The 25,088-nt window shown below is 44.6% G+C and carries 19 protein-coding genes; all 19 read right to left on the reverse strand.

Annotated elements, in window-relative coordinates; translation table 11 throughout:
- Positions 1-137: 137 nt before the first annotated feature.
- Positions 138-1,370 (reverse strand): ABC transporter permease, encoded by a 1,233-nt coding sequence (locus tag C6P39_RS03150; protein ID WP_104802793.1) that lies wholly within the window; start codon positions 1,368-1,370, stop codon positions 138-140.
- Positions 1,371-2,255: an ABC transporter ATP-binding protein gene (locus C6P39_RS03155; protein ID WP_095173373.1), complete on the reverse strand. Its 885-nt coding sequence runs from the start codon at positions 2,253-2,255 to the stop codon at positions 1,371-1,373.
- The gene (locus C6P39_RS03160; protein ID WP_104802794.1) at positions 2,227-2,997 is read right to left on the reverse strand and encodes a hypothetical protein; all 771 of its coding nucleotides are present in this window, start codon (positions 2,995-2,997) and stop codon (positions 2,227-2,229) included. The genes C6P39_RS03155 and C6P39_RS03160 overlap by 29 nt, the downstream gene beginning before the upstream one ends.
- Positions 2,998-3,001: 4 nt before the next feature.
- The gene (locus C6P39_RS03165; protein ID WP_158661446.1) at positions 3,002-3,520 is read right to left on the reverse strand and encodes an RNA polymerase sigma factor; all 519 of its coding nucleotides are present in this window, start codon (positions 3,518-3,520) and stop codon (positions 3,002-3,004) included.
- A gap of 191 nt (positions 3,521-3,711) precedes the next feature.
- Positions 3,712-6,441: a sensor domain-containing diguanylate cyclase gene (locus tag C6P39_RS03170; RefSeq protein WP_104802795.1), complete on the reverse strand. Its 2,730-nt coding sequence runs from the start codon at positions 6,439-6,441 to the stop codon at positions 3,712-3,714.
- Between the two features lie 302 nt (positions 6,442-6,743).
- Positions 6,744-7,664: a sugar phosphate isomerase/epimerase family protein gene (locus C6P39_RS03175; protein WP_104802796.1), complete on the reverse strand. Its 921-nt coding sequence runs from the start codon at positions 7,662-7,664 to the stop codon at positions 6,744-6,746.
- 61 nt (positions 7,665-7,725) lie between these two features.
- Positions 7,726-8,622 carry a myo-inosose-2 dehydratase gene (gene iolE, locus C6P39_RS03180; RefSeq protein WP_104802797.1) on the reverse strand — a complete coding sequence of 299 codons (897 nt, stop codon included), beginning with the start codon at positions 8,620-8,622 and terminating at the stop codon, positions 7,726-7,728.
- 3 nt (positions 8,623-8,625) lie between these two features.
- Positions 8,626-10,719 carry a cytidylate kinase family protein gene (locus tag C6P39_RS03185; RefSeq protein ID WP_104802798.1) on the reverse strand — a complete coding sequence of 698 codons (2,094 nt, stop codon included), beginning with the start codon at positions 10,717-10,719 and terminating at the stop codon, positions 8,626-8,628.
- Positions 10,720-10,969: 250 nt separating this feature from the next.
- Positions 10,970-11,800 (reverse strand): sugar phosphate isomerase/epimerase family protein, encoded by an 831-nt coding sequence (locus C6P39_RS03190; protein ID WP_095173361.1) that lies wholly within the window; start codon positions 11,798-11,800, stop codon positions 10,970-10,972.
- Between the two features lie 88 nt (positions 11,801-11,888).
- A complete protein-coding gene (locus tag C6P39_RS03195; RefSeq protein WP_104802799.1) occupies positions 11,889-12,893 on the reverse strand; it encodes a Gfo/Idh/MocA family protein in 1,005 nt (334 codons plus the stop codon).
- A 632-nt stretch (positions 12,894-13,525) separates the two neighbouring features.
- Entirely contained in the window at positions 13,526-14,554 is a 1,029-nt protein-coding gene (locus C6P39_RS03205; RefSeq protein ID WP_104802801.1) for a LacI family DNA-binding transcriptional regulator, read from the reverse strand.
- Positions 14,555-14,602: 48 nt separating this feature from the next.
- Positions 14,603-15,493, reverse strand: a complete 891-nt coding sequence (locus tag C6P39_RS03210) for a LytR/AlgR family response regulator transcription factor (RefSeq protein ID WP_330407007.1) — start codon at positions 15,491-15,493, stop codon at positions 14,603-14,605.
- 110 nt (positions 15,494-15,603) lie between these two features.
- A complete protein-coding gene (locus C6P39_RS03215; RefSeq protein ID WP_104802802.1) occupies positions 15,604-17,706 on the reverse strand; it encodes an FtsX-like permease family protein in 2,103 nt (700 codons plus the stop codon).
- A gap of 1 nt (position 17,707) precedes the next feature.
- Complete coding sequence (locus C6P39_RS03220; protein ID WP_104802803.1) at positions 17,708-18,451, reverse strand: ABC transporter ATP-binding protein; 744 nt, start codon at positions 18,449-18,451, stop codon at positions 17,708-17,710.
- A 265-nt stretch (positions 18,452-18,716) separates the two neighbouring features.
- Positions 18,717-19,271, reverse strand: coding sequence for a hypothetical protein (locus tag C6P39_RS03225; protein WP_104802804.1), 555 nt, complete (start codon positions 19,269-19,271; stop codon positions 18,717-18,719).
- 128 nt (positions 19,272-19,399) lie between these two features.
- Positions 19,400-20,446 carry a galactose ABC transporter substrate-binding protein gene (locus tag C6P39_RS03230; RefSeq protein ID WP_095173352.1) on the reverse strand — a complete coding sequence of 349 codons (1,047 nt, stop codon included), beginning with the start codon at positions 20,444-20,446 and terminating at the stop codon, positions 19,400-19,402.
- A gap of 70 nt (positions 20,447-20,516) precedes the next feature.
- Entirely contained in the window at positions 20,517-21,491 is a 975-nt protein-coding gene (locus C6P39_RS03235; RefSeq protein ID WP_104802805.1) for a substrate-binding domain-containing protein, read from the reverse strand.
- Positions 21,488-23,347 (reverse strand): cache domain-containing sensor histidine kinase, encoded by a 1,860-nt coding sequence (locus C6P39_RS03240; protein WP_104802806.1) that lies wholly within the window; start codon positions 23,345-23,347, stop codon positions 21,488-21,490. The genes C6P39_RS03235 and C6P39_RS03240 overlap by 4 nt, the downstream gene beginning before the upstream one ends.
- Positions 23,337-24,947 carry a response regulator gene (locus tag C6P39_RS03245; RefSeq protein ID WP_104802807.1) on the reverse strand — a complete coding sequence of 537 codons (1,611 nt, stop codon included), beginning with the start codon at positions 24,945-24,947 and terminating at the stop codon, positions 23,337-23,339. The genes C6P39_RS03240 and C6P39_RS03245 overlap by 11 nt, the downstream gene beginning before the upstream one ends.
- Between the last annotated feature and the right edge of the window lie 141 nt (positions 24,948-25,088).

A 25,088-nucleotide genomic window follows, 5' to 3' on the forward strand; every position in this document is an offset into this window, starting at 1 on the left:
CTGTTCAGTACCCTCACATTTACAGGCAAAAATCCATGCAGAATCGCCTTTGGCGATGGGATTTTTGCCTGGCTGTTGAACGTTTTTTTACGGTCAGCGCAGTAAATGCGCAGACCTGCTGAATAGTTACTCAAAGATCATCTATTGACCTGATGCTTTTTAAAAGCATAACCTGAAGCCAGCGCAAATACTGCAATGCAGAGTATATACACCACAGTCAGCATGGAAGGCAGGCCAATGACCCTGCCCGGTATGTGGTAGACCAGATAATCTGTAAACCGAAACTCTGATATCTTAGGAGGTAGAAGCGCCAGAACATGTTTCCAAAGATATCCCCCTGCATTTCCATATAAAAAATTCGGTATCAGTACCAGAAGAAAATCCACTATGATCACACCGTAACTGTTCTTAAACACAGAAGACAAAAGTAGCGTGACTGCAGTCATACAGAGCACCGCACCGTAATTCAGGAACACCACCAGCAATACAGCCTGCCACATAGTCATATGATAGCTGATGGGGTTGGAGGTGTCATATGCCTGTATGGGAAGAGTTGCGCCCTGGGGACCGCATATCATAAGATAAATCCCGGAATAAACCAGAATGATCCCCCAGTAAACCGCTGTTGCATAGAGAAATGCCGTCAGTATTTTCGCGCCTGCCAGTCTGCTCTTCCCATATCGCATGGTCAGCAGCAGAGAATCCGCCCTGCTCTGGTATTCCCCTGCGAAAACAGGTGCAGTCCCCACACAGATCAGCGGTATGATCAAAATGATCCATCCTGCGGAATCTATCATGTTTTTCCAGAACCGGAAATTTCCCAGTTTTAAATCTTTTACCTGAGCATCCTTTTTCAGCCAGTAATCTTTCTGGTCCTCCAAAATGATGCCGTTCTTCACAGACCTATCCAGCGCGATCCGCACCTGTTCTCTGCGGCTCTCATAAAAATCTTTTCCTATACTTTTTTGAAACACTTCCTTCATATTCAGAGTCGTGTCGCTCCCCTGGTAGTTTGTCAGCAGAAGCGAGAACAGATCCCGGTTTCTTCTATATAAAGTTCCGTACACTTCCTCATTTAAAAAATCCAGTTCTTCCCGGTCTGAATTGGCAGCGGGGTCCTCTGTGCAGTCCAGGTATTCCCGGATGGTCCGCTGTACGGTTTCCTGGGTCACAGGCACGGTTGGCAGTTCCTTCAAAACCTTCACAGCTTCCGTTCCATAGACACTGTTCCCATTTTCATCTATGGCGGAGGTCTGTGCGATCACAGAGTATACACAGAACAGCAGAAACATACTGCAGCCCAATACCGTAAGCTGGTTCATCCTGCTTCCCCATATTTTTTTCCATTCATATCTCACCAGACGCTTCAACTACCATCTCCCCCTCTCGTCCATTTCCTCATAAAAAGCTTTCAGATATAAATCCTCCAGTGTGGGTTCTGCTTTTACGGCTGACTGCATGGGTTTTGTATTGCTGACCACACGCAGCCGCAGGTCCTTTCCCTGGCGATGGGAATTTACCACGCATATGCTGCGATCCATATTTTCCAGCTCCTTTTCCTCTGCCTCACATTCCCAGACTTCCCCGTCTATGGTTTCCGTCAGCTCCGATACGGTACCGTTCATAATAAACCTTCCTTTTTTCATGAGCAGGATCCTGTCCGCGATATATTCCACATCTGAAACGATGTGGGTGGATAAAATAACGATCTTATCCTTTGAAAGGCCTGAGATCATATTTCTGAAATACGCCCGCTCTTTTGGGTCCAATCCTGCGGTGGGCTCATCCAGGACCAGTATCCTCGGATCATTGAGAAGGGCCTGTGCAATGCCCAGCCTCTGTTTCATGCCCCCGGAAAATGTGCGTATTTTTCTGTCCGCGTCTTCCGATAGGTTGGTAAGTTCCAAAAGCTCCTTTGTCCTCTTCTTTGCGTAAGAGGGCCGCAGTCCTTTTACGGCTGCAATGTAAAGCATAAAATCTTTGGCGGTAAAACTGGGAGAATAACCGAATTCCTGAGGAAGATATCCCAGCAAATCCCGGAAAGCCTCCCCCATCTCTATATTGCTGCGTCCATCCAGCTTAACTTCCCCCGAAGTAGGGGTTAAGATCTGGCACAGCATCTGCATAAGTGTTGTCTTCCCTGCACCGTTCGCTCCCAGAAACCCATAAATCCCCTCCTCCAGTTCCATGCTCACCCGGTCCACGGCAATCTTATTTTTAAACTGCTTAGTCAGCCGTTCCATAGTTAATTTCATGACGCATCCCTCCCATACTCTTCAGAAGCCTGTTTATTTCCAACACTGTGACCACAATTCCGGCTGCTGCGGCAGCTCCCCAGCCAAACAGCCTGTCTGCTTCATACACCGGTACTGCTGATGCCCGCAGCATACTCACTGCGGCAATCAGAAAACCGCCCCAGGCAGTACAATACCACAGGGCATTTTCATCTCTGCACCGGTTTATCACTGTCATACAGCCTGCACACATGACACTGAACGGTGCCGCAAAGTACAAAATTGCCTGCCATAACAGGCCTGCAGTGAGGTCGGCTGCAAGCACCGCCCCTGTCAGACACACCGACAGATCCAAAAATCCAAATACCAGCAGACGGACCAACAGCATCTCCCCCGGCGAGTGTCTGGCCGCCTTGAGGATTTCTCTCATTCCCGGCCGGCAGATATCACACAGTTCATTTACATTCGCCAGACACAGCAGAGGCGCTGACACGGACAACAGAGGCCATGTACGTTGGTCAGGGGCCACCCCTGTCTCCAGGATTCCCAAGATCAGAAAGGCTGTCAAGATCAGCTTTGCAGCCCAGACTTTTCTGCTGATAAAAGGAAGCTGTCCTAAAAAAAATTCTCTCCTGCTTACACGCTGCCGCTCCGGATGCAGATTAATCTTCCCGGCTGCTTTCAGCGTCTGCAGATATGCCTCCTCTTCATAATCCGGTATTGGAATATCCCCCAGTCTCTGACGCAGTTTTCTGTCCCTCATGCCATCACTCCTCCCATTTGGTTTTAATGTATTTTTCCGCATTTTTCAGTTTGTACCGGACTGTGGAAACCGGCAGGGAAACCACCTGGGCAATTTCCGCCAGACGCAGATTCTGATAATATCTGAGCAGTATCAATTCTTTTTCCAGTTCCGGAAGCTCCCGGATTATTTCCTGCATAGTAAGCCTGTCACTGAGCTGCTCCGTCCCGGCAGGAGGACCATTTTCATACTCACTGCTTCTTTCTTCTTCCAGCAGAGTCTCTTTTCTTTTTTTATAATGGTCTTTGATCAGATTACCCGCCGTCACATAAAGATAATTTTTCAGTTTTCCTGTGTGCTCATAGCTGTCCAAATTTTGCAGAAAGCGCAGAAAAACATCCTGGGTCAGATCCTGGGCGGTCTGCCGGTCTTGCACACGGCAGTAACAATATGTATAGATGTCCCTGTAGTATTTTTGAATGAGGATTTCCACAGATTCCTGCTGGCCGCTGCGGATGTTCTTCAGGATTCTTTTCTCGGACATGTTTTTTCCTTTCTGCTGCATAGTATCTATAGTATATAACGACTGAGACGCAGAAAAAAACAAACAATTCACAAAAAAATAAGGCGGATGAACATCATCCGCCCAGACTGCTTAAAAACTGCATTCCCATAATTTTTTATTCTCGCAGCACATAAAGATCATGTCTGTGAAAGACCGTTACCTGCCTGCTTTCAAATCATATATTTTGCTTCAAACTCTGAAATCTCTATGGGTCTGCTAAACAAAAAGCCTTGCACCGTTTTAACACCATATTCTTTTAAAATATTTAATTGCTGCTCATCCTCTATCCCTTCAGCGATCAGTTGAATCCCCATCTCATCACACATTTTTGTCATTGCTCCCAGGATGATCCGAGAACTTTTATTTGAAATAATGCCTTTTAAAAATCCTTTGTCTATTTTCAACACATCGAGTTTCACCAGTGACAGCAGCGTTAAGTTTAAACTATCTACGCCAAAGTCATCCATAGCTACTTTATATCCGGCTTTCCTTATTTGATCTATCCTGGTTACCAATCTATCTAGATCCGTACAATTGAATCTATCGATAATATCGGTAATTACTATCTCCAAAAATTCTCTTTTGATCTGATATTTGTCACTGATAGCCTGGGTTTTTTTTACAAAATTATCATCCATGAAAGTGACCCTTGAAAAATTACTGGATACCGTAAAAAGAGAATACCCCTGTTCTGACCAGGCACTCAGATTTTTACACACTTCTTCAAAAACGTAATAATCAATCTTACTGATAAAGTAAGTATCTTCTAATATCGGAATAAATCTGTCCGGTTCTATGATCGAACCATTTTCATCCTGATAGCGGATGAGTGCCTCTGCACCGGCCATACGGCAGTCTTCCACTTCTATTTTAGGCTGTAAATATACTTTAAAATTATGATTCTTTATATTTTCTATCAATACATCAGGATCTGTCAAAAATTTCAGTATATCATTATTATGTCTGTAACGGCCGGTGGCATGATGCCCCTGATAAAATCTCTTTTTATCCGCATACATCAATTCATCCGCCTCTTTGATAATATCCTGTATATGGGAACAAGCTTCACTCCACTTACATCCTATGGCAATCTGGTATTTACTGTTCCCAAATTCATCTTTCAATAACTGGACACTGTCATAAAAGCATTCTTCTGTCATATCCAAATATAGGATCACAAACTCATCACCGCCTATGCGGTAAAGATGGTTTGAAGAAGCGCTTCTCTTCATGATACCGGCACATTCTTTTATCAGATCATCACCGGCATCATGGCCAAAGGAGTCATTGATCTCTTTCAGCCCGTTGATGTCTAAGTAAACCACTCCCACAGACTCTTTACACGTCTTAAATTCAGAAACATCCTGAATAAAACGATTTCTATTATAGAAAGATGTCAGCTTGTCTATCTGGCTTAACTCAAATAACATCTTTTCATTTTCATTTCTCTGCATGGTAAGGGAGATGAAATACTGGACTGTCTGCATGAACGGAACTGCTGTTTCAGCCATATCCAAATCTTGATTATCCAACCCCATAGACCCACTTACTTTTCCATTTTTCATTAAAGGAACCCAGACTATATTTCGTATGCCTTGTTTTGAAAGCAGTTCATAACCTGTGGGGAAGGTATCCTTCATTTCCTCGACATCATTTATAACGACTTTTTTATATTTCTCCAATTCATCCAGCCAGACCTGATAATCACCGATCGGAATGTTTTGTAAATTGTCAATCTCCGGCGGAACGCCTTCTTTGCACCACTCTGCAATATTGGAGTAGTAATCACCTTGAAACAGAAAAACATAAGCACGCTCTGCCAAAAACAAGGTTCCGATATATTCCATAACCTTAGTTATGGCAGCTTTAATATCACGGTTATTATAAAGCTCCCTGACACAGGCCAGGCGGATCTCGTCTCTCTCCAGCCTTCTTTTCAACTCGTTTTTTTCTTCATTGGCTTCCGTGATATCAAAAGCGATCTCCATTCTTGCTATGCGTCCATCCCATTCGATCAAGCGGTCCTTCAACAGGTAGTGCTTATTTATGATAGGGTTTGTATACTCCCAGGAATAGGTCTCATTCATTTTTAAAAGCTTATTTGTACAAAAAGTGCATGGCTCATCAAATCCCTGCAAAACTTTATAACATTTTTGCACCGGCAGACTGTCATCAACCTGAAATATTTTCTTTCCTGCCTCATTGACAAATAATAGTTCATAAGTGTCCATATCTGAAACGTACATTAGCTCTGATATTTCATTCATAGGTGCCAATAATTCCTGGGCTTGTTTTGATAACTGTTCACTCTTCTTTACATTTTCCTTTTCGGCCTCTATTAATTTCCATCGGCGCTTTTCCTGATAAAAGGTAAAAACGGAAGACCCAAGAGCCATAACTATAAATATTGTATTCAATATCACTAATGCTTTTCTTGCATTCTGTACTGTCTGCTCTGAATATTCTTCCGCTTTAAATACCGTGTCATTTGCCAATTCAAAATAATCCTCGCTCAGCTCATATAACCTCTGGGCAGAAGCCCCATCCCTATAGGCGTATATCTGTGTTTTGATATCCTCCCAATCCTCTTTCATTTCTATTAACAATGTCTGGAATTCTTTACTCTCCAGTCTTCTTAAATCCAAATCATCACTTCCGCTTGAAAGTCCTGACAAAATATGATCCAGGCTCTGAATCAGCTCATCATCCGGCACGTGGTTCAATTCTTTTTTTATGAGCCTCTGTGTCGCGCCGCGGACAATACCGATATAGTTTATAACTCTGGCATTTCCCTGTAGATCGTCAATCAGATCCAGCGACATAAATGCCGTGATGATCAGGGCAACACATAAAATAACAGGAACAAAAATCCCGCCTAATTTTGCTACTGCTTTCCTCATATCATTGCCCTCCTTGGTTCTTTCAGGTTCAAAATCCCATGCAGAATCGCCTTTGGCGATGGGATCTTTGCTTGGCCGTGGTACACTTTCTTACGGTCAGCGCAGTGAATGCCAGACCTACGGAATAGTTACAAAAATTAATCTTATCTGTATTTAAAACAGATGAAAACCATCCATCCTTTTAAAGACTATGATTCATTATATACTGTATATATAAAGAAGTCCAGCATGGAAAGAGCGGAGGAATACAGAATAAAACGACCCGCTGCGCAGACATTTACGCGCAGCGGATCGTCATGAAATTATTTGCCCAGAAGCTCTCTCTCGATTCTCTCTCTTGCCTCCGGTGCCTGTCTGTCCATTTTCTCCGGGAATCCGAACATGGAAACACAGGCTATATTATCGCCGCCCACTTTAGGAGCGTTCTCTTTTAACTGTTTACCCGCGAAATCCATATCCCGCAGGGTTTCAAAGATGCCGTCAAAATCCACATCCCCTTCGCCCATAGCCAGATGCTGATGTATGGTCACATCTGCTTTGCCGCGCCCGTTCAGCCAGGGCGGGTTTGCAATGTAACGGCAGTCTAACGTCTGATTAAAGGTATCTGCAAACAGAACATGGGTCAATTCATCCCCTGCGTATCTCAGCATAGAGCGCACATCCCCTTTGCCCTCGTCATAGAAAAACCCGTGAGGTGAAGAATAAACATAACCCAGGTTTTTGGAACGGAAGGACTTTACCAAGTCACATGTCTCATTATTCAGTTCACAGAAATCGTAAGGATGGGACTGGATCTCCACTCGGATGCCTTCCCGCTCAATGATGGGAAGCAGTTCCTCCATGGATCTGAACCACATGCCATTGCAGATTTCCTGCTGGTTCGGGTCCCCGGACAGCTCTGTGTTGATGACCTGTACCCCCATATCCACCGCGATCTCAATCATACGTTTCCAGTTGGCAACCGCAAACTGTCTCTGCTCCTCTGTGGGGCCTGACCAGCGATACACCACAATGAAAGAGGATATTTCCACGCCCGTCTCCTTCAGAGCCTGTCTGTATTCCTGCTCACATTCCTTTGAAAAAAGCGGATGTTTGTAAAATGGGTTGATCCTCGGATGGGGAGACTGCTCAATGTATTTATATCCCCAGTCAGCTACCTGATGGACCATGCGATTGATATCCATCTGTTTTGCCAGTACATCCACGTCAAATGCTATCTTCATATCCATTCCTCCTTGTAATCTTTATGGAATCCTCCCGGCAGCAATACCGGGAGGGTTCCTATTACAGACCTGTCTTTTCCGCGATATAAGCCCTTGCCTTTTTTGCATATTCCAGGGGATTGGCCTTTGCAGGGTCCTGCTCTGCTTCCACAACAACCCATCCTTCATATCCTGCGTCCTCAAGGATCCTGAAGATGGGAGCAAAATCCACATCTCCGTCACCGGGAACTGTAAACACACCTTCGCGGACACCTTTTAAGAAACTCCACCTCTCATTTTGGGATTTCTTCACCATCTCTTCGCGGATGTCTTTTAAATGTACGTGTTTTATCCGGTTCACATATCTTTTCAGGACCTTTTCCGGGTCAATACCCGCAAAGGACAGGTGGCCGCTGTCAAAGAGAAGAAATACCAGTTCCGGGTCAACCATTTCCATAAAACGGTCGATCTCCTCCTCTGTCTGTACAACTGTTCCCATGTGATGGTGGAATGTGAGTGTCATGCCCTTGTCTTTTGCTATTTTCCCAAGCTTGTTCAGACCCTCAGCCAGAAGCTTCCACTCCTCATCATTCATGACATATTTGCCTTCCCATACAGGCTGCTCCATCTTGCCCTGGATGCTGTAGCTCTGCTCTGATACACCGATCACTTTTGCACCCATCTCTTTCAGGAAATCTGCTGCCTTGATGAACTCCTTCTCTGTCTCCTCAAATGGTTTGGAAATGAGGAAAGAAGAAAACCATTGGTTGCAAATCTGAATCCCTCTTAAATCCAGTGCCTTTTTAAGCACTTTTGTATCTGCAGGGTATTTGCCGCCCACTTCGGAGCCGGTAAATCCGGCCAATGCCATCTCACTGACGCACTGCTCAAATGTATTTTCTTTACCTAAATCCGGCATATCGTCATTGGTCCATGCAATGGGAGCTATGCCCAGTCTGACTTTGCTCTTATCCAACATCTCTTACTTTCCTCCCTGTCTGCTCTCTTCTTTGTTTCTGATATAATCCAGGATCATGGAAACCGTACCTTCCACACCGGTCTTGGACACGTTGACCACCATATCGTAATGTTTCGGATCATCACGCCTCATTCCGGTAAATTTCTGGTAATAGCTGTTTCTCATCTCATCTTTTTCCTTCAATTCTGCCAGAGACATGCCGCCGTAGTATTCTCTGCCTTCTTTTTCCCTATATTCATCGTCTGCATAGAGGAAGAAGGAGTACGTGTGTTCCTGTCCGCCCAGAATAAAGTTCGCGCATCTTCCCAGGAATACCCCCGGTGCTTTCTGGGCCAGGCCTCTGATGATCTGGCTCTGTTCCTCAAACATCTTGACAGCGCTCATATCATCCGCCACACCTGCCTGGGGGTAGGCATACGGTGAGAAGGTAGGCTCTTTGTCCCCATAATTGTAATTATCCAGATATTTCTGCACTTCCTCCAGATTGGAAGTCTCCATTCCCATCTTCTCTGCCAGCAGACAGATAATCTGACGGTCATAGACCCTGCAGTTCAATTCTTTTGCAATTTCTTCTGCAATTTTTCTTCCGCTGCTGCCATAGACACGTCCGATCGCCACATTGATCTTATTTTCAGAATGGGCTGCCACAGGGATCTCTTCCGGCTCCCCTTTTCCTTCCCTGGAAATCAGCTCACGCATCATTTTGTCATACATTTTATCCAGCTTATAGCATGCTGCAATGATAAACATGATCACCCAGATCGCAATAGGCACATACAGATAGAATGTTTTGATCGCAGAAATCGCAGATGCTGTCTGCTCTGCTGCGGTGGCTTTCAGTCCATCAAATGCAGCCATGGAAAGGATGGCACCCATAATAGCGGATGTGAAACCGGAACCGGCTTTCTGTCCCATACTCATGGAGGAGAACATCAGTCCTTCCACACGGACACCTGTTTTCCAGTGACCATACTCAATGGCATCACTGGGCAGTGAATACTGTACGCCGTAGAACGGAGCAATACCAAAGCCTCTCATAATACAGGTAACAACGCCAAGAGGCACACTTGTGATATTCATAAGGAAGAGAAGCTGTCCTGCAATACCCAGGATACATCCGGCGCAGATCAGATTTCTCTTGCCGTATTTTGGAAGCAGTTTCGGAAGCATGGCTATACCGATGATAGTAGATATCTTCTCTGCTGCGGACAGAGGCATGACCAGATCCACATCATTTAACACATACTGGCAGTAATACGTCAGGTCTGTTCCGATAATGATCTGGTACGCTGTATAGAATATCATCAGGCCAAGGGCAATGAGGAAATACCTGTTGGTGACTGTCACTTTGAAAGCAGTCCAGAAGGGGGTGTTGACTTTTTCCTTCTTGTTTGTGTCCGCTGCCTGCACACGTTCCGTACAGGTACAGTATGTATTGATCAAAACAAATACGGATACAATGGCATAACCCGCAGTCACCAGTATCCAGGCCATCTGCTGGTTGTCGATCAGTTTTGCCACTTTATTGATAAGAGGCAGGGTAAATGCTGTAATGATCATACTTGCCGTAATAGAAAGCACCATACGGATGTTACAGATAACGTCCCTCTCTCTTCTGTCACGGCTCATGAGTGAACCAAGAGCATGGAACGGCTGACTGATGGCAGTATAAACCACTGTGTTCATAATGTTATAGGTTACAAAAGCATAAATAATTTTCCCCATATCTCCCATGGGAGGCATGGTAAACAGCAGGACTGCTGCCAATGCGTAAGGTATTGCCAGACGGAGAATCCAGATCCTGGCTTTTCCGTATTTAGAGTGGGTCCTGTCGATAATGGTTCCCATGAGTACATCAGAAAATCCGTCAAATACCCTGGAGAGCAGCATGATCATACCCACTGCACCTGCTGAGATACCTACCACGTTTGTGTAGAAATAAATCAGCAGCGTTGTTGTCATTGTATACATCAAAGTCAGAGCCGGATCACCGAAACAATATGCCAGCTTTTCCGACATGGGGACTTTGATGAATTCATTCATATCTTTTCCCTTCTGCTTATAATTCAGCAGTTCGGGAAGTCCTCCCTTTGCCATAATATCACCTTTTTACAGAGCAAATCTTACCCATCTGCCCTGCCCCTTCCTTCATTCCGTAATTACTGTTCACAGCCCTGCAAAAACGCAAATCTGCGAACAGTAACATTCTGTAACACGTCCTGCGCTTTTCTCTTGCCGTTTCGCGTTTGGATCTTGTACAGCCAGTTCGTTTTGCTTTTCCCATCTCCTTATGTCCGGGAGGTTGTTTGCATCTTCCAAACAGCCTCCGAAAGGTCATATAATTATTTTAGAAATATTTTTGCACAAATGCTTTTGTCACTTCAGCAGCTTTTTTCACGTTCTCTTCATGGGACATCTCATAATATTCAGGACGGAACTCTTCAATTGTGCAGACACCGTCAAAGCCAATCTCCTTTAATGCCGCTGCGATTCCGGCATGATCTACCACGCCCTCGCCCGGCCACAGACGTTTGTCATCACCGCAGGAGCCAAGGGGCAGGTCTTCACAGTCATTTAAGTGGTAAGCAAAGATTTTTTTACCGTCCGCTGCTTTTAAATCCTCCAGTTTGGAGCACATTTCATGGAAGTGGAACGTGTCAACTGTGATACCCACATTGTCACGGTCTACCGCTTTCACTACATCGTAAGCAGTGCCAAACTGGTTGATGGAGCAGTTCGGAGCGCCGCAGAACTCCAGGGAAATTCTCATATCAGCGCCAACCTTGTCTGATAAATAGCGGAGCCGTTCCACTGCTTCTGCTTTGATCTCGCTTACGCTCTTGTCTTTTACATCAAAATTCGGGACTGTGATCAGCATTTCCATACCGATGGCTTTGGAAACTTTCAGGATGAAATCCACTTCATCGTCAATTTCCTTCTCACCTGCCTCGTCTCTCTGGTTGAAGTAGATCAAAGTGTTGTAAGCCCATGGTTTCAGATGATGGTTTTTGAACCAGTCAGCCAATTCCTCCAGGGTATGCTCCTGTAAATAATCTTTTACACAGTCAAAGCGTATTTCGATATAGTCAAATCCGTATTTTTCACACATTTCCATATCAGCCAGAAGGGACTGTCCTTTGCACTCCAATGCAGTTGCCTCATTAAATCCGATTTTCATAATGATATACCATCCTTTCGATTCTTGTTCTATTTGTTATGCCAGACACATTTTGGTGCATCCGGCCTTAAGGTTCCGCTTGATCTTCTTATTTGTAGAATTCCGGTTTTTCTACTGCTGCGTTGATCTGTTCCACAGCGCCGGTTTCCTGTGCCTTTACAAGCGCATCTGCTGTGATGGCTGCCAGATATCCGTCCCATGCGGTAGGCCCGTTGATCGCGCCCTCTGCTGCTGCGTCTACCCAGTCCTGCACCTCTGTATCGTAAGCATCTTTGAATCTCACGAAGCAGTCCGTATCAATGGTTGTGGAAACTGCTGCATTTTTGCGGATGCTTGGGTAGATGGGGGATGGCATCTTGATAGCGCCGTCCTCACATACCACTTCGCAGTTGATGTCATAACCGAATTTGCAGTTTACGAATACTTCCACATCAATGCAAACACCTTTTTTGGTGCGGAGCAGCATGATCTGCGGGTCTTTTAACTCAGAGTGAGAGTATTTTGTAACCTTAGGCATAATAACCTGTGCGGACTCATACTCATCATCCACTAACCAGTGAAGTACATCGATCTCATGGATCGCTGTATCATGTACTGCCATTGGAGTTGTATAGTTCGTTCCTACTTCCGGATTTCTGTGTGTGCAGTGAAGGATCAGCGGTTCGCCGTATTCACCGGATGTGAGGGCTTCTTTTACCTGCATGTAGCCTTTGTCGTATCTTCTCATAAAACCAAGCTGGATCAGATGTTTGCCTGACGCCACCTCAGCTTCGACTACCTTCAGGCAGTCCTCAGCAGTTGTGCAGAGCGGTTTTTCACAGAATATCCTCTTTCCCGCCTTGATCGCTGTGAAAAGAGATTCCACATGTGCAAATCCCGGAGATACAATGAATACCGCGTCCACATCCGGGTCATTGATCAGTTCGTTTGCATCTGTGTATACTTTGGCTCCACAGATTGCCGCTGCCTGCTTTGCGCTCTCCTCAAATACATCTGATACCGCTACAACCTCAGCGCCCTGAATTTTGTTTGTCAGTCTTTTGATGTGGTCCTTACCCATTCCGCCGCATCCGATAACTCCTACTCTTAACATAATACATGTCCTCCAATTCTCTTTTTCATTGATTCGCTGTTATTTGTTTTTTGCTTTTGTTCTTTCTTGATGATGCAATCATACCATAGCGTTCACGTGAACGCAATAGTTTTATTGTACAAGATTCACAGTCTATTTTTATTAAATTTTGCCAATTGATAAAAAAGAGACAATGTTTTTGTGCATGTTATCTATTTCCACCACCTATTCTCTGTGTCAGCAGTCTCTATTTTGTGCATTTTTACTTTATCGCTATGAAATGATATTTTTATTTTCTTTTACCGAGAGGCTGATATTTGCTATTTTCTTGCTTATTTATGGTATATAATGATGATATTTTGAGTGTTTTCTTGACTTTTCATGTGTGTGCACGTATATTTTTCTATTTTATATGGAGTACGTGATATGTACACCGGTCTGTATTCGGCAGCAGTCCTATTTTAAAAACAGCAGTACCTCTTGTTCTGAGACAATTCTGCAGTCCTGCGTATTTACTGCATAAAACACAGCACAGTAAGGATGCGTTTGTTTATTTTTATTGGAATTTCGGCAGAAGCGCCTTTGATTTTTCTTTGCAGATCCCGATTTCTTTGTTTTTATCACCAAACGGCCGCTTACCAGGCGGCCGTCCATCATAGATTGTATCTGTTTTTAATGACGATCTCCGCATACCGGTAAACAGACTCCGGTTTCTCGCCATCAAAGAGCAGGTGGAACAGCATCATTACCGGTTCATATCCCTGCATATAGGAATCCTGTCCTATAAGGAAGTTTATGGCTCCCCGTTCCACCCACTTTTTATTCTCATCCAGGAAATCGTTGCCTATGACTTTGATTTCCCGCTCTTTCCTTTGTTTTACCAGTGCTTCGCAGACACCTTTTACCGCAGTACCGGTTACATAGATGCCCTTCAGCTCCGGATACTGCTCCAGAAGCTCCTCCACGATCTTTGCCGCTACCCACTCGTCATCATAGGAATATTTTGTACCTACCAGCTGGATGTCTGGAAAACTTTCCATTATCTCGGATTGAAACCCACGGATCCTGTTGTTCAGTGCAGGGTTGGAAATATGGCCGGAGATAACCGCCACCTCCCCCTCTCCCCCCGTAATCTCTCCCATGAGTCCGGCTGCGGTCCTTCCGCTCTGGATAGTATTCTGGCCCACAAAGCAGATTCTCTTTGTGTCTTCTATATCTGAGTTGAATGTGATGATCGGGATGTTGTACTCCTCTGAAAACTGGTTGATCATCTTTTTGAGCATGGTGTCTTCGGAGGGAGACAGGGCTATGCCCGAATATTCCTGGTCTTTTAAATCCTGCATGATTTCCATTACACGGCCTGCATCCACACCGTCTACCCGGAATATCTCCACCGTACCGCCCAGGCTTTCCACCTCCTGCTTGGCAGCTTTCATCCCCTCATAGACTTGTACCATGAATGGGGTCTGGGCTGACTGCATGATGATCCCGATCTTCAGATTTCTTTTCGCCAGGACAAGGGCTCTTCCTGCAAGGCTGGGCTGATATCCCATTTCTTTTGCTATCTGCTTTATTTTCTCCGCCACTTCGGGACGGACTCTTCCTCTGTCTTTCAGCGCCCGGTCTACGGTTCCCCTGGATACTCCGGCGGCCTCTGCAATTTGCTGTAGTGTTACTGGCATAATATTCCTCCTGCCTTTAGATGTACTCGTGCACGCATTTTTGTTTTATTATATTCCTTTTAGGTGGGTTATGCAAGTATAAAAATGATGGGGCATTTCATCTCTTATTATTCTGATAAGCCAGACTGCTTCTGCTGCGAGCAGAAGGGCCAGCATGTATCGCATTTGCGGCCATGTGCCGATGATGCCGGAAACAGCAAATATCCATCCTGTCATATATGTGCCCCCCCAATACGCTGTAATCTGTTCCCGCACTTCCTGCACGTGGGAACGGCTGACCGGCAGCTCCTCCTGGTTTTTCAAGACAAGGGATTGCTTTTTAAACTGCATGATATGGACCATATTCGCAATGCATCCTCTGTCTGTAAAAATAAATTCTTCTGCTGCAAGTTCATCATATACCTGCTGCAGGCTTTTCCTGAATTTTGAGATTCCCCTGGAAGTATGGAATACGGAATTTTTACCGTCTTTCATAATGTAATAGATCTCATGGTACGGTATCTTTTCCATAGAACTCCCGTTTTTAATGGTATAAAATTCGCCCTCCTCAATCAAAAGCAGCCTGACAGCGTCCGTGATGGCTGCTGTCAGGCGTTTTTCTATATCATTCTTAGGCACATAGCGAAAAATGGACAGCTCATACGCGTCGATGGCGTATTCCAGATGAGATGTGATAAAAATGATCTTTACATCCGGGAGAAAAGGCTTTATTTTTTCCGCTAACTCCATACCGTCCGTTTCCGGCATCTCAATATCTAAAAGGATCAAATCATAATGGAATCCATCTTCCGTAATATCGCAGAGCAGGTTTTGACTGCGCGTATAACACGTAACCTCCCCGGCGGCACTACACGCTTCCAGACATTGTCTGGTATATGTTTCACTGAGAGAAACCGATGATTGCTCATCATCGCATACCGCTATTTTCAGCACATGCATCCCCCGCTTCCTCTGTTTTTCTTTGTAGCTGTGATGGTACCGGACCGTCACGTTTCTTTTATTATAGAGGATAGCGAAAACTTGTGCAACGGCATATTTCTCACTGCTGTTTATCTGGATATATCCAGAACACCTTCCGCGTTTTTCATGGAAACCTTATATAAAATAAACTGGTAGATGCCGATCACTGCAATGACCATTACCATCACCCCTGCGATGCGCACATCACCCACTGACATGATACCGTCATTCTGCCACATGATCAGAATCTCATATATAAACATCAGAAGGCATCCCATTACGGTAGGCAGGATAAAACATTTTCCTATCTGGCTTTTCAAAAGTCTGCGAAGATATTTTTTATTTGCTCCCAGTTTTTCCAAATCCTTAAAAATCTGGCTGTTTTTCAGTGCCACATTCTGACTTCTTGTATATAGGATAATGCTCTCGGAAGCCAGGCAGATAACGGCAATGTATACAAACAGCAGTAAAAAGATGGCACGCCTCATAGCCGCATTTTCCCTTTCAAGGGGCAGGACTATAGGTCGGTACAGCCAGTCAGGTTCCAGGGCCGGTCTTTTCCCGTCATAGATTCCCTGCATATTATATCCATAATCTTCTCCAAGAACTTTTGCCTGATATCCATTATAGGCAGCAATATAATTCATGCTTTCCGATGCTCTGCTGCAAAATTGTTCATACAGCTCTTCACAAAATGCATAGGACTGGTCACTGTCCTCAATATCAAACAACACCTGACGCATTATTTTGTCATCCCTTACGCCGGCTTTCAGTTTTTCATAATCTGCATCATTGATAATATACCTAGCCTCGGAGTCGAATCCCACACCTCTCACCAGGGAATGATATGTCTCCAGTCCGTCAAATTCCATAGGAATATAATCCTCTTCATTCTGCAGATACAGCTTGGTCATATCCCCAAATTTATTATAAATATTTTCCCTGGCTGTTCCCATTTGTATTTCTTTGTAATGGCCCTCTGCAATCTCTGTTTTTATTCCGGTAACAGCCTCAAACTGGGCAGCACTGATGCATTCATAGTAAAAATATTTTTCTTTATATTCCTCAATAAGGTTATTGTTCTCATCCATATCCTCACGGCTTACACCGTCCCCCAGCACCTGGATAAACTCTGTCTCCCGGTAATCCTTGACAGAAATCTGATATTTGTCTGCCATGGAGAGCACATCCTCCTCGGACAATTCATCCACATCAACGGGATAACGGTAAGATATATCATCCTCAGCATCTTCAAAACCATTGCCCCCCTGAAGCGGCAGATAAAAGATACCAAGAAGTACCCCCATGAGCAGCAATGATATGACAAGCATATTTCTGACAACAGAGCCTCCCTGGAATTTGAGCATACCGTAAGATATCATATTGTCATAATATTTCTGGGGATTTTTCCCCTTTCTGTGTGAGGCAATGGAGTAAACTAAAATACGGTAAAGTCCGACTGCTGCAAGGATATAGAACAGATTCGTCCACCCTCCCAGCCAGTGGCCGCTCACTTTGACGGTTATGATCGGCAGAAAATATCCTATTATCACGCCCACCAGAATCATCACAATACCGGATATCAGATAGAAAAATGACACACTCTTTTTCAGTGGTTCCTGCTTGCGCTGTTCATTGATAATGTCCATAACATTACTTCTCTTCATAAACCGCACACACATGAACGCAACGCAGAGTATCAATATGAGGCTGTAGATCATGCCGCCTGCAACTCCCATAACAGAAATAGAAAAATGGTTATTATTTCCGCTGCTTGCCACCTTTTCAAACAGGATGCCTACGATTGCCGCAAGTAAGATACCAAGCAGAACCCCTGCTGCGGAACACAATGCCATCATCTTGCCGATTTCCGTAAATAATGCCCTGGCAAGTTTACTTTTTCCCGCCCCCAGCGCAAGGAAAATACCGGTTTCCCTGCTCTTGTATCTTAAAAACAGACTTGCCGCATAGATACTGAACATAACACATCCCACTGCCGCAAGAACGAAGATCATATCCGCTACTTTTCTGGAATCTCCTCCGTTCGGCAGTGTCTTCTGCACCAGATCACTTCCGTACATGACAAGGTATGAGGTGATCAAAAGAATCGAAAGTGTCATGCAGAACTGGAACTGCAAATATTCTTTTTTATTATTTTTCCTTAATTTTGCAAATAATCCACTGAGCTTCATTCTATTCACCACCGTTCATTTTTCTCAAAACATCCAAAAGTTCTTCCATAAATGCCCTGTGATCGCCATTGCTGGTAAGTTCTGTATACACGGTTCCGTCTTTCATCACAATAACGCGGTCGCAGAAACTGGCAGAAAAACTGTCATGGGTTACCATAAATGTGGTTGCGCGCAATTCTTTCTGTGCCTCTAAGAATGCTCCGATGACCGCCTCGCTGGAACGGCTGTCCAGGTTGCCTGTAGGCTCATCTGCAAGGATCAAAAGCGGGTTGTTCATCAGGGCCCTTGCCACTGCGGTGCGCTGTTTTTGTCCGCCGGATATCTCAGCCGGGAATTTTTTCGCAATATCCGCAATGTCAAACATCTTCAGGAGTTTCTGGGCTTTTGTCTCCATCTGCCTGTATGGCTCCTGGTGGATCACTTTTGGTACACATACATTTTCAAAAACGCTCAAACCGTCCAATAGCATGAAGTCCTGAAAAACAAAACCGAGTTTTTCATTTCTTATTTTTGCAATCTGTTCTTCTTTCATATTGGAGATATTGACTCCATCCAGCAGGATTTCGCCCCTGTCATGGGGGATAAAGCAAGAAATGCAGTTCAAAAGTGTAGTTTTACCGGAACCGGACGGCCCCATAACTGCCACGAACTCGCCCTCCTCAATGGAAAATGAAACATCCTTCAATACCTCGTATGTGGTGTTTCCTGTTTTATAGCTCTTGTATAAATGATTTACCTGTAACATAAGTGATCCTCCCTGTTTTATATATATTGTGCTTTTTTGTTCTGCACTTGTTGTTCTTATGCATTTATTCTATCGAAAAAAGGGAGGAGATCACAGATGTACGAATGACAAGTTTGACCCGTTTTTTGTAAAGTTTTGCATGAAGATTTTTCCGCAAAAATTAATCGGGGAATGCAACATGCATTCCCCGGTCTGACTCTAACCTTATCTTTTATCCATATCCTTTTCCAAACCTATATCAATAACAGTATATAAGACTGGGTTTCTACACCCTATCATTCAGTTCTGTCCCCATCTGATCTTTCCTGATCCACATTTCATACCCCTGGCGTCTCGCAGAATCGTAAACCGGTCTCATATTCTTTTCCAATATATGAAAGAATTCTTCCTTTGAATTCCCTTTGCGGTATAATTCCCGATTTGCCCAGATAGAATGCAGATTATCCCGGTAACAGGCTTCATATAATTTATGGATTCCATCCATTCTATGTATTAATCCATACATAGCGTATTGATTACCGGCAAACCTCTCAAAGAACGGTTCCCAGCAGGGAAGCTTATTTAGGTTGTCTTTGATCACCCCTTCACCATTGATCCCGCTTAGATGTACGTGAAATTCCAAAACGGAATACCAGGCGTTTGCGATCATTTCATTGATAAGCTCATCATAGGAGGCCTTGTCTCTGCCCTCGGAAATCAGATGTACGATAGTTTCCAGCCAATAGAATTTATAACAGTAAGAAGGATCTTTCATCATTCTGAAAAAACCTTCAATGTACAATGTATTATAATATTTCTTATCAATATAAAGTTCTGCCAAACTTTTGCCTCCTAACCCCCAATAATCCCGGCCACTGCCATCCAGCCCATCAGGCTCCGCTTACTAAACCCACATATCCGAAATCTGTAGTTTCTTATGTCCATATATTGGATTCCCATAATAAATGATCACTTTTTCTCTTCCCTGATATAATCACCAACATTTTCCGCTGTCACCTTAGAATACGGCAGATAAACATATTTATCCTTCTCGAATTTTATTTTATCCATACCCTCCCCGGTAACAAGTGCCACTGCCAGCTCTGCCATGGCCTCTGCCTGTCCCTCTTTATCATTATAAACAGTGCCTGCCATCTCCGAATCCAAGACGGCTTTGAGTCCCACATCTGTGCCGTCAATACCGAAAAATACAGGCAGGGCAGATTCCGTATAATTTAACTTCTTATAGGCATCTATGGCGCCAAGAGCCATATCATCGTTGTTAGCCAGCACAAGTTCAATCTTATTCTGATACTGGCTGATCAGCAGCAGCATTCGGTTCTGGGCCTGTGCCCGGTTCCAGTTTGCGATTCCGTAGCTGAGTTTTTCCAGTTCAATGCCATTGTTTTTCAAGGTTTCCACAGCATTCTCCGTGCGGATGATGGCATCTTGATGGCCCGGTTCTCCTTCCAGCACCACATATTGGATCTTTCCGTCTTTATTTCGGTCTATCTGACTGCCCTCTGCCTGTATGGCGTCTACCGCCAGTTCCCCCTGCATCACGCCTGACTGTTTCGCTTCTGCTCCAACATAATAAAGCCCGTCCCACTGCATCAGGTCCTCTGCCACCGGCTCTCTGTTAAAAAATATAATAGGCACGTCATTATCCCTTGCAAGATCAATGATCTCCGAGGGGTCTGCCCGGTCTACCAGGTTCACACAGAGCACATTGCAGCCCGCGTCGATCAGCTCCTTTACCTGGTCATTCTGGGTCCGCTGGGAACCTCCCGCATCCCGCAGTGTCACAGTAGTCTTAAACTCATCGCTCTCGTATTGATGAAGCTCCTCTTTAAAACAGGCGATCAATTCCCCAAGAAATGTGTCACTCTGGTTATAGCATATAACGCCTGCGTGAACCTTGTCTGACGCAGCCGGCTGCTGTTTTCCGCAGGCACATAAGAACTGCATACTCATGCAGAGAATCATTCCTGCCGCCAATATTTTTTTCGCTTTCATTGTATACCTCTGGTTTTCTTCCTGTTTATCAATATGCCGCAGATGCCCAAAGCTACGGGCCTGTCTGCTTTTACTGGCTCATGGTAAATAGGACTTCCTGGTTTTCTTTTGAAAACAGTGTATCTCTGCGGATAACCGTATAGGATACGGTTCTGTCCTGCATTTTGTAAAAATATTTTTTAAGTCCCTCTGCCGTCTCTGTCAGACTTTGATATCCCACATTAAATGCATCGGGCACCACAAGACATTCCGCTATGCCTGTATCCAGATAATAAACCGCTTCCGTAGAATTACCGATTCCGTACAATAAGGCTCCATGCAGATTTTTGGCGGCAGAATCCTTCCCGGCGGTTATCAGACTGTTATCATCAAGAGCGACCACAAAATCCACTCTGGGCTGGGTTTCCAGAAAATTTTCTTCTTTCTCCCCAAAAGGGCCGGATACAGACCAGCTAATCTTGACACCGCTGTCTTTCAGCACATCAGTAAATCCTTCTCGGCGGTTGCGCGCAGCTTCCGTATTGTCGGTTTCCTGGAGAATGCCTAATGTTTTCCCATTTAGATTTCCATTGTAGTCTTTCAGCAGTTCTTCTGCCAGAGCTGTGCCCATGGCATAGTTATCCGGTTCTGCAGTGGGGAGCACAGAAGCCTCCTTATCCTTGGATGCCGTGTATTCTACAAGCATGACCGGAACCTTTTTCTCCATTTTCAATAACATTTTTTCTGCGTCATCCCCCAGAGCAGGCTGTACAATAACCGCGTCTGCCCCGTTTTCGATTTCACGTTCTATCAGGTTTTTCTCCTCCTCAACCGTCAGGGGGCCTCCGGTACTGACAACAAACATCTCCAATTTCAAATCTTCTGCTGCCATTCTGAGTCCATATTTAAACGCAGACCATTGACCGTCATCCGAATTCTGAATGATCACGGAAACCTTATCAAGATCTTTTCCGTTTCTTTCCCGGAGCATGACAAAAGCAAGTACCATAACCATTACAGCTAAAACCGCTTCTATCAGAATAAACAATCTCTTGCTGTTTTTCATCTCTCTTTACCCTGTGTTTTCTTGTCGATCATTTCTTCCCTGCTGAAAATATATCCTTTTTCAAGGATCTTGCTGTTTTCTTCCGTATAGGGAACCGCCGGAATGCAGATGGATACTGTGGTTCCCTCATCCGGCTCACTTTCAATCCTCAGTCCATATTCTTTTCCAAAGAGGATCTGAATACGGTTGTTCACATTCACAAGTCCTACCCCGGAGCCATGTTTATGGACCCGCTTGCTGTCTGTCAGGATGAGACTTACCTCCTCCTTTGACATTCCGATCCCGTTATCTGTCACAGAGAAGATAATATTTTCATCTTCCAGTCTGCCGGCCACTTTTATCTCACCACAGTCATCCATGCTGCTGACCCCATAGGCAATGGCATTTTCAAGTATTGGCTGCAGGATTAGCTTCACGGTACAATACGAATAAATTGATGGGTCCACATCAAACACAATGGAAAATGCGTTCTTATACCGGACTTTCTGTATATTCATATAACTCTGCGCATGCTGCAGTTCATCTTTTACACTGATGACCGTACGGCCCTTTGAAAGACTGATCCGGAAAAGTTTTGCAAGCTGGGATATCATAAATACCGCATCGTCATTCCGTTCGCCTTCCACCATCCATGTAATAGACTCCAGTGCATTGTACAAAAAATGCGGGTTGATCTGGCTCTGCAGTGCGTCAAGTTCACTTTTTCTTCTTTCGTTCTGTTCCAGTACAATTTCCTTCATAAGCGTCTCGATCTGCTCATAGGACCTCTGTATGGAATACCCCAGATGCCTGATTTCCAGAGGGCCGCCCATATAAATCTCCGGCTTCTCTCCGGCTTCGTATTCCATTACGGAATTATTCAGTTTCAGAATGGGTCTGGATATCCTCACAGAAACAACACGATTGATGATCACAAGCATCATGGCCATCAGGAGCATAAGGACCATGATAAAATACCGGATATTGACCATACCGTGTGTAAATGTGGAATAGGGGATCACCCCTACCAGCTTCCATCCGGTATAGCTGATAGTGTTGACAATAACCTTGCGGCGCTCTCCCTGAAATGTCTCATCATAGACGCCATCCTTGTACTTTGCAGCAGCTTTGCTGTTCTCACTGCCGATTCCGTCACTGATCTGGATCTGCCGCATGTGATAGATGATCTCCCCGTTGCTGTCACACAGATAATAATACTGACCGTTGTTTAAGGTGTTGATCTGTTTCATCATCCGCGAGATATTGGAATAATCCATATCCACAAGCAGAACTCCCAACTGGGAATCCCCGTTATTTGTAAGCTCCACAACACGGCTTAAAGAGATCACCCAGTAATAACGGAAGGTTCCGTCATCAAAGAGATTCTGGATATGAGGCGTGGAAAAATGCATATTCTCCATCTCGCCCATGGCTTGTTTGAACCAGTCCTGCCTGGTGACATCAGGGTCCTCTTTCTGGGACGCAAGGGGTTCTGCTGCCAGCAGGCTCCCGTAATTGTTGTAGATAGCAATACTGCGCAGGTTGTCTCTGTTGGCTTCATACAAAAGATTCATTCCCCTCTGGATATCCATATCCTGATTGGATAAATCATTCTCTTTTATAACATTATAATAGACAGCATCCGATATCTGCCGCATACTGCCCAGATAGTCCTCCAGGTTTTCCCCTGCCTGTTCCATCAGCTTCTGTGTACTCTGTGTGATCTCCTGCCGGGATAAGACAGAAAACCGGAAATACATCACAATCCCCAAGATCAGCATAATGGAAATAGATATCACGGAAATGGCAAACATAACTGTCGACTGCATTCCGCTGGGCTCCGCCTTCTTCAAACGTCCGAAATACTTATTTTTCACTTTCTGTATGCTCCGTTCTGTATTTTGAAGGTGACACGCCAAACCGCCTTTTAAATACATAACTAAAATAATTCGGATCCGTGTAACCCACATGCTTTGCTATGATGTAACTTTTCTCATTTGTCTCGATCAGCAGTCGTGATGCGCGGTCCATACGATAGTCCGTCAGATAACCGATAAACGAGTTACCGGTCTCTTTTTTAAAAATAGTTGAAAAATAGGAGTTGGAAACGCCCAAAACCTCACAGATATTATCCAGTGACAGCTCTTCATCCGAATAATTGCTGCGGACATATTCCATTGCCCTGGATACAAAGGTTTTTGTTGACCTGCTTCGTGCACTGATCAATTTTTCCCGAAAAGAAAGGCTGATATCAATGAGCCATTTCTGCAGTGCATCCGGTCCCAGATCAAGAAGGCTGCTGTATAGTTTCCGCATATCTCCCGAAAAATCTTCCGTGGCAATATCATTATTAGCCGTGAACCTGTATAATGCGCTCACCAGTTCCATAATGTCAATATGATGCTGCTGCAGAGATTTTGCCGGAAAAGATATTTGCTCCAGATACTTCCTGACCGCCTGTTCAATATCCTCCGCCGGATTCAGGCGTATGGTTTTAAACAAGTTCGATAATTCTGTATCACCGGCAGTATCGGATCTGCTCATCTCCTGAGGCGCGATCTCCTTAATATTTATGGCTCTGGAAGCGCCATAGATCACCCTGTATGAAACCGCCTCTCTTGCACCGCTGTACGACCTGGAAAGTTCAAGGATATCCCCGCAGACCTGGCCAATCCCCACAGTGACAACGGCACCAATGATCCGGTGGGCATATCTGCAGAATCTGTCACATTCATCCGTCAGTTCTGAGACCTCGTTTTCACTTTTCAGCTGTGCGATCAAAATGGTATTCCCCAGATAAGAAAAACATTTCGCCTGCCACTTTTCTCCCAGACGTTCCGTTGCCTGGTTATAGACAGACGTGGATAACAGCAGAGGATTCATATCCTTGGGAACCTGACTTGATGATGTATGAATGACAAGACAGCAGAAATACGGCCCCGGAAAAGAGATCTGGTAATCCGCAAGATATTTGGGGATCTCCTTCTCCTGGATCCTTCCCTCCACCAACGTGGAGTAGAAGTTAGCCTGCAGAAGCGGCAGGGATTCCAGATAACACTTCTGCAAAGTCTCCACATTTCGCTTTTCGCTTATCTCCTGGTCCAGTTTTATCTTAAGCTGGGTGAGTACATTGGTCAGCTCTATGGAATTGACCGGCTTCAGAATGTATTCTTCCACCTCCAGATGAACTGCCTCTTTGGCATACTCAAATTCATCAAAACCTGTAAAGATCAATATCTTGGTTGCGGGAAATTCCGTCTTAATGCGGTTAGACAGCTCCATTCCATCCATATACGGCATTTTGATATCCGTCATGACCACATCCGGCTGAAACTCCTCCACCATCTCAAGAGCCTTCATACCGTTGTTGGCATAACCGATCACCGAAAAACCCAGCCCTTCCCAATTTATTTTTCTCATGATGACCCGGATGACTTCCTCCTCATCATCTACCAAAAGCACTCCGTATGTATTCATTTATTTATCTCCATGGTGTGAGCCACTTCCTCCTTATTTCAATTGGGTAACTGGTATTTGTCAAATTTATTATAACAAATACACAAATGTATGTAAATGTCACCGTTGCTCAAAATATGTTACTGCTCACAGTTTACGTCA

Origin of the sequence: Blautia marasmi, from assembly GCF_900258535.1 — a bacterium.
GTDB lineage: Bacteria > Bacillota > Clostridia > Lachnospirales > Lachnospiraceae > Blautia > Blautia hominis.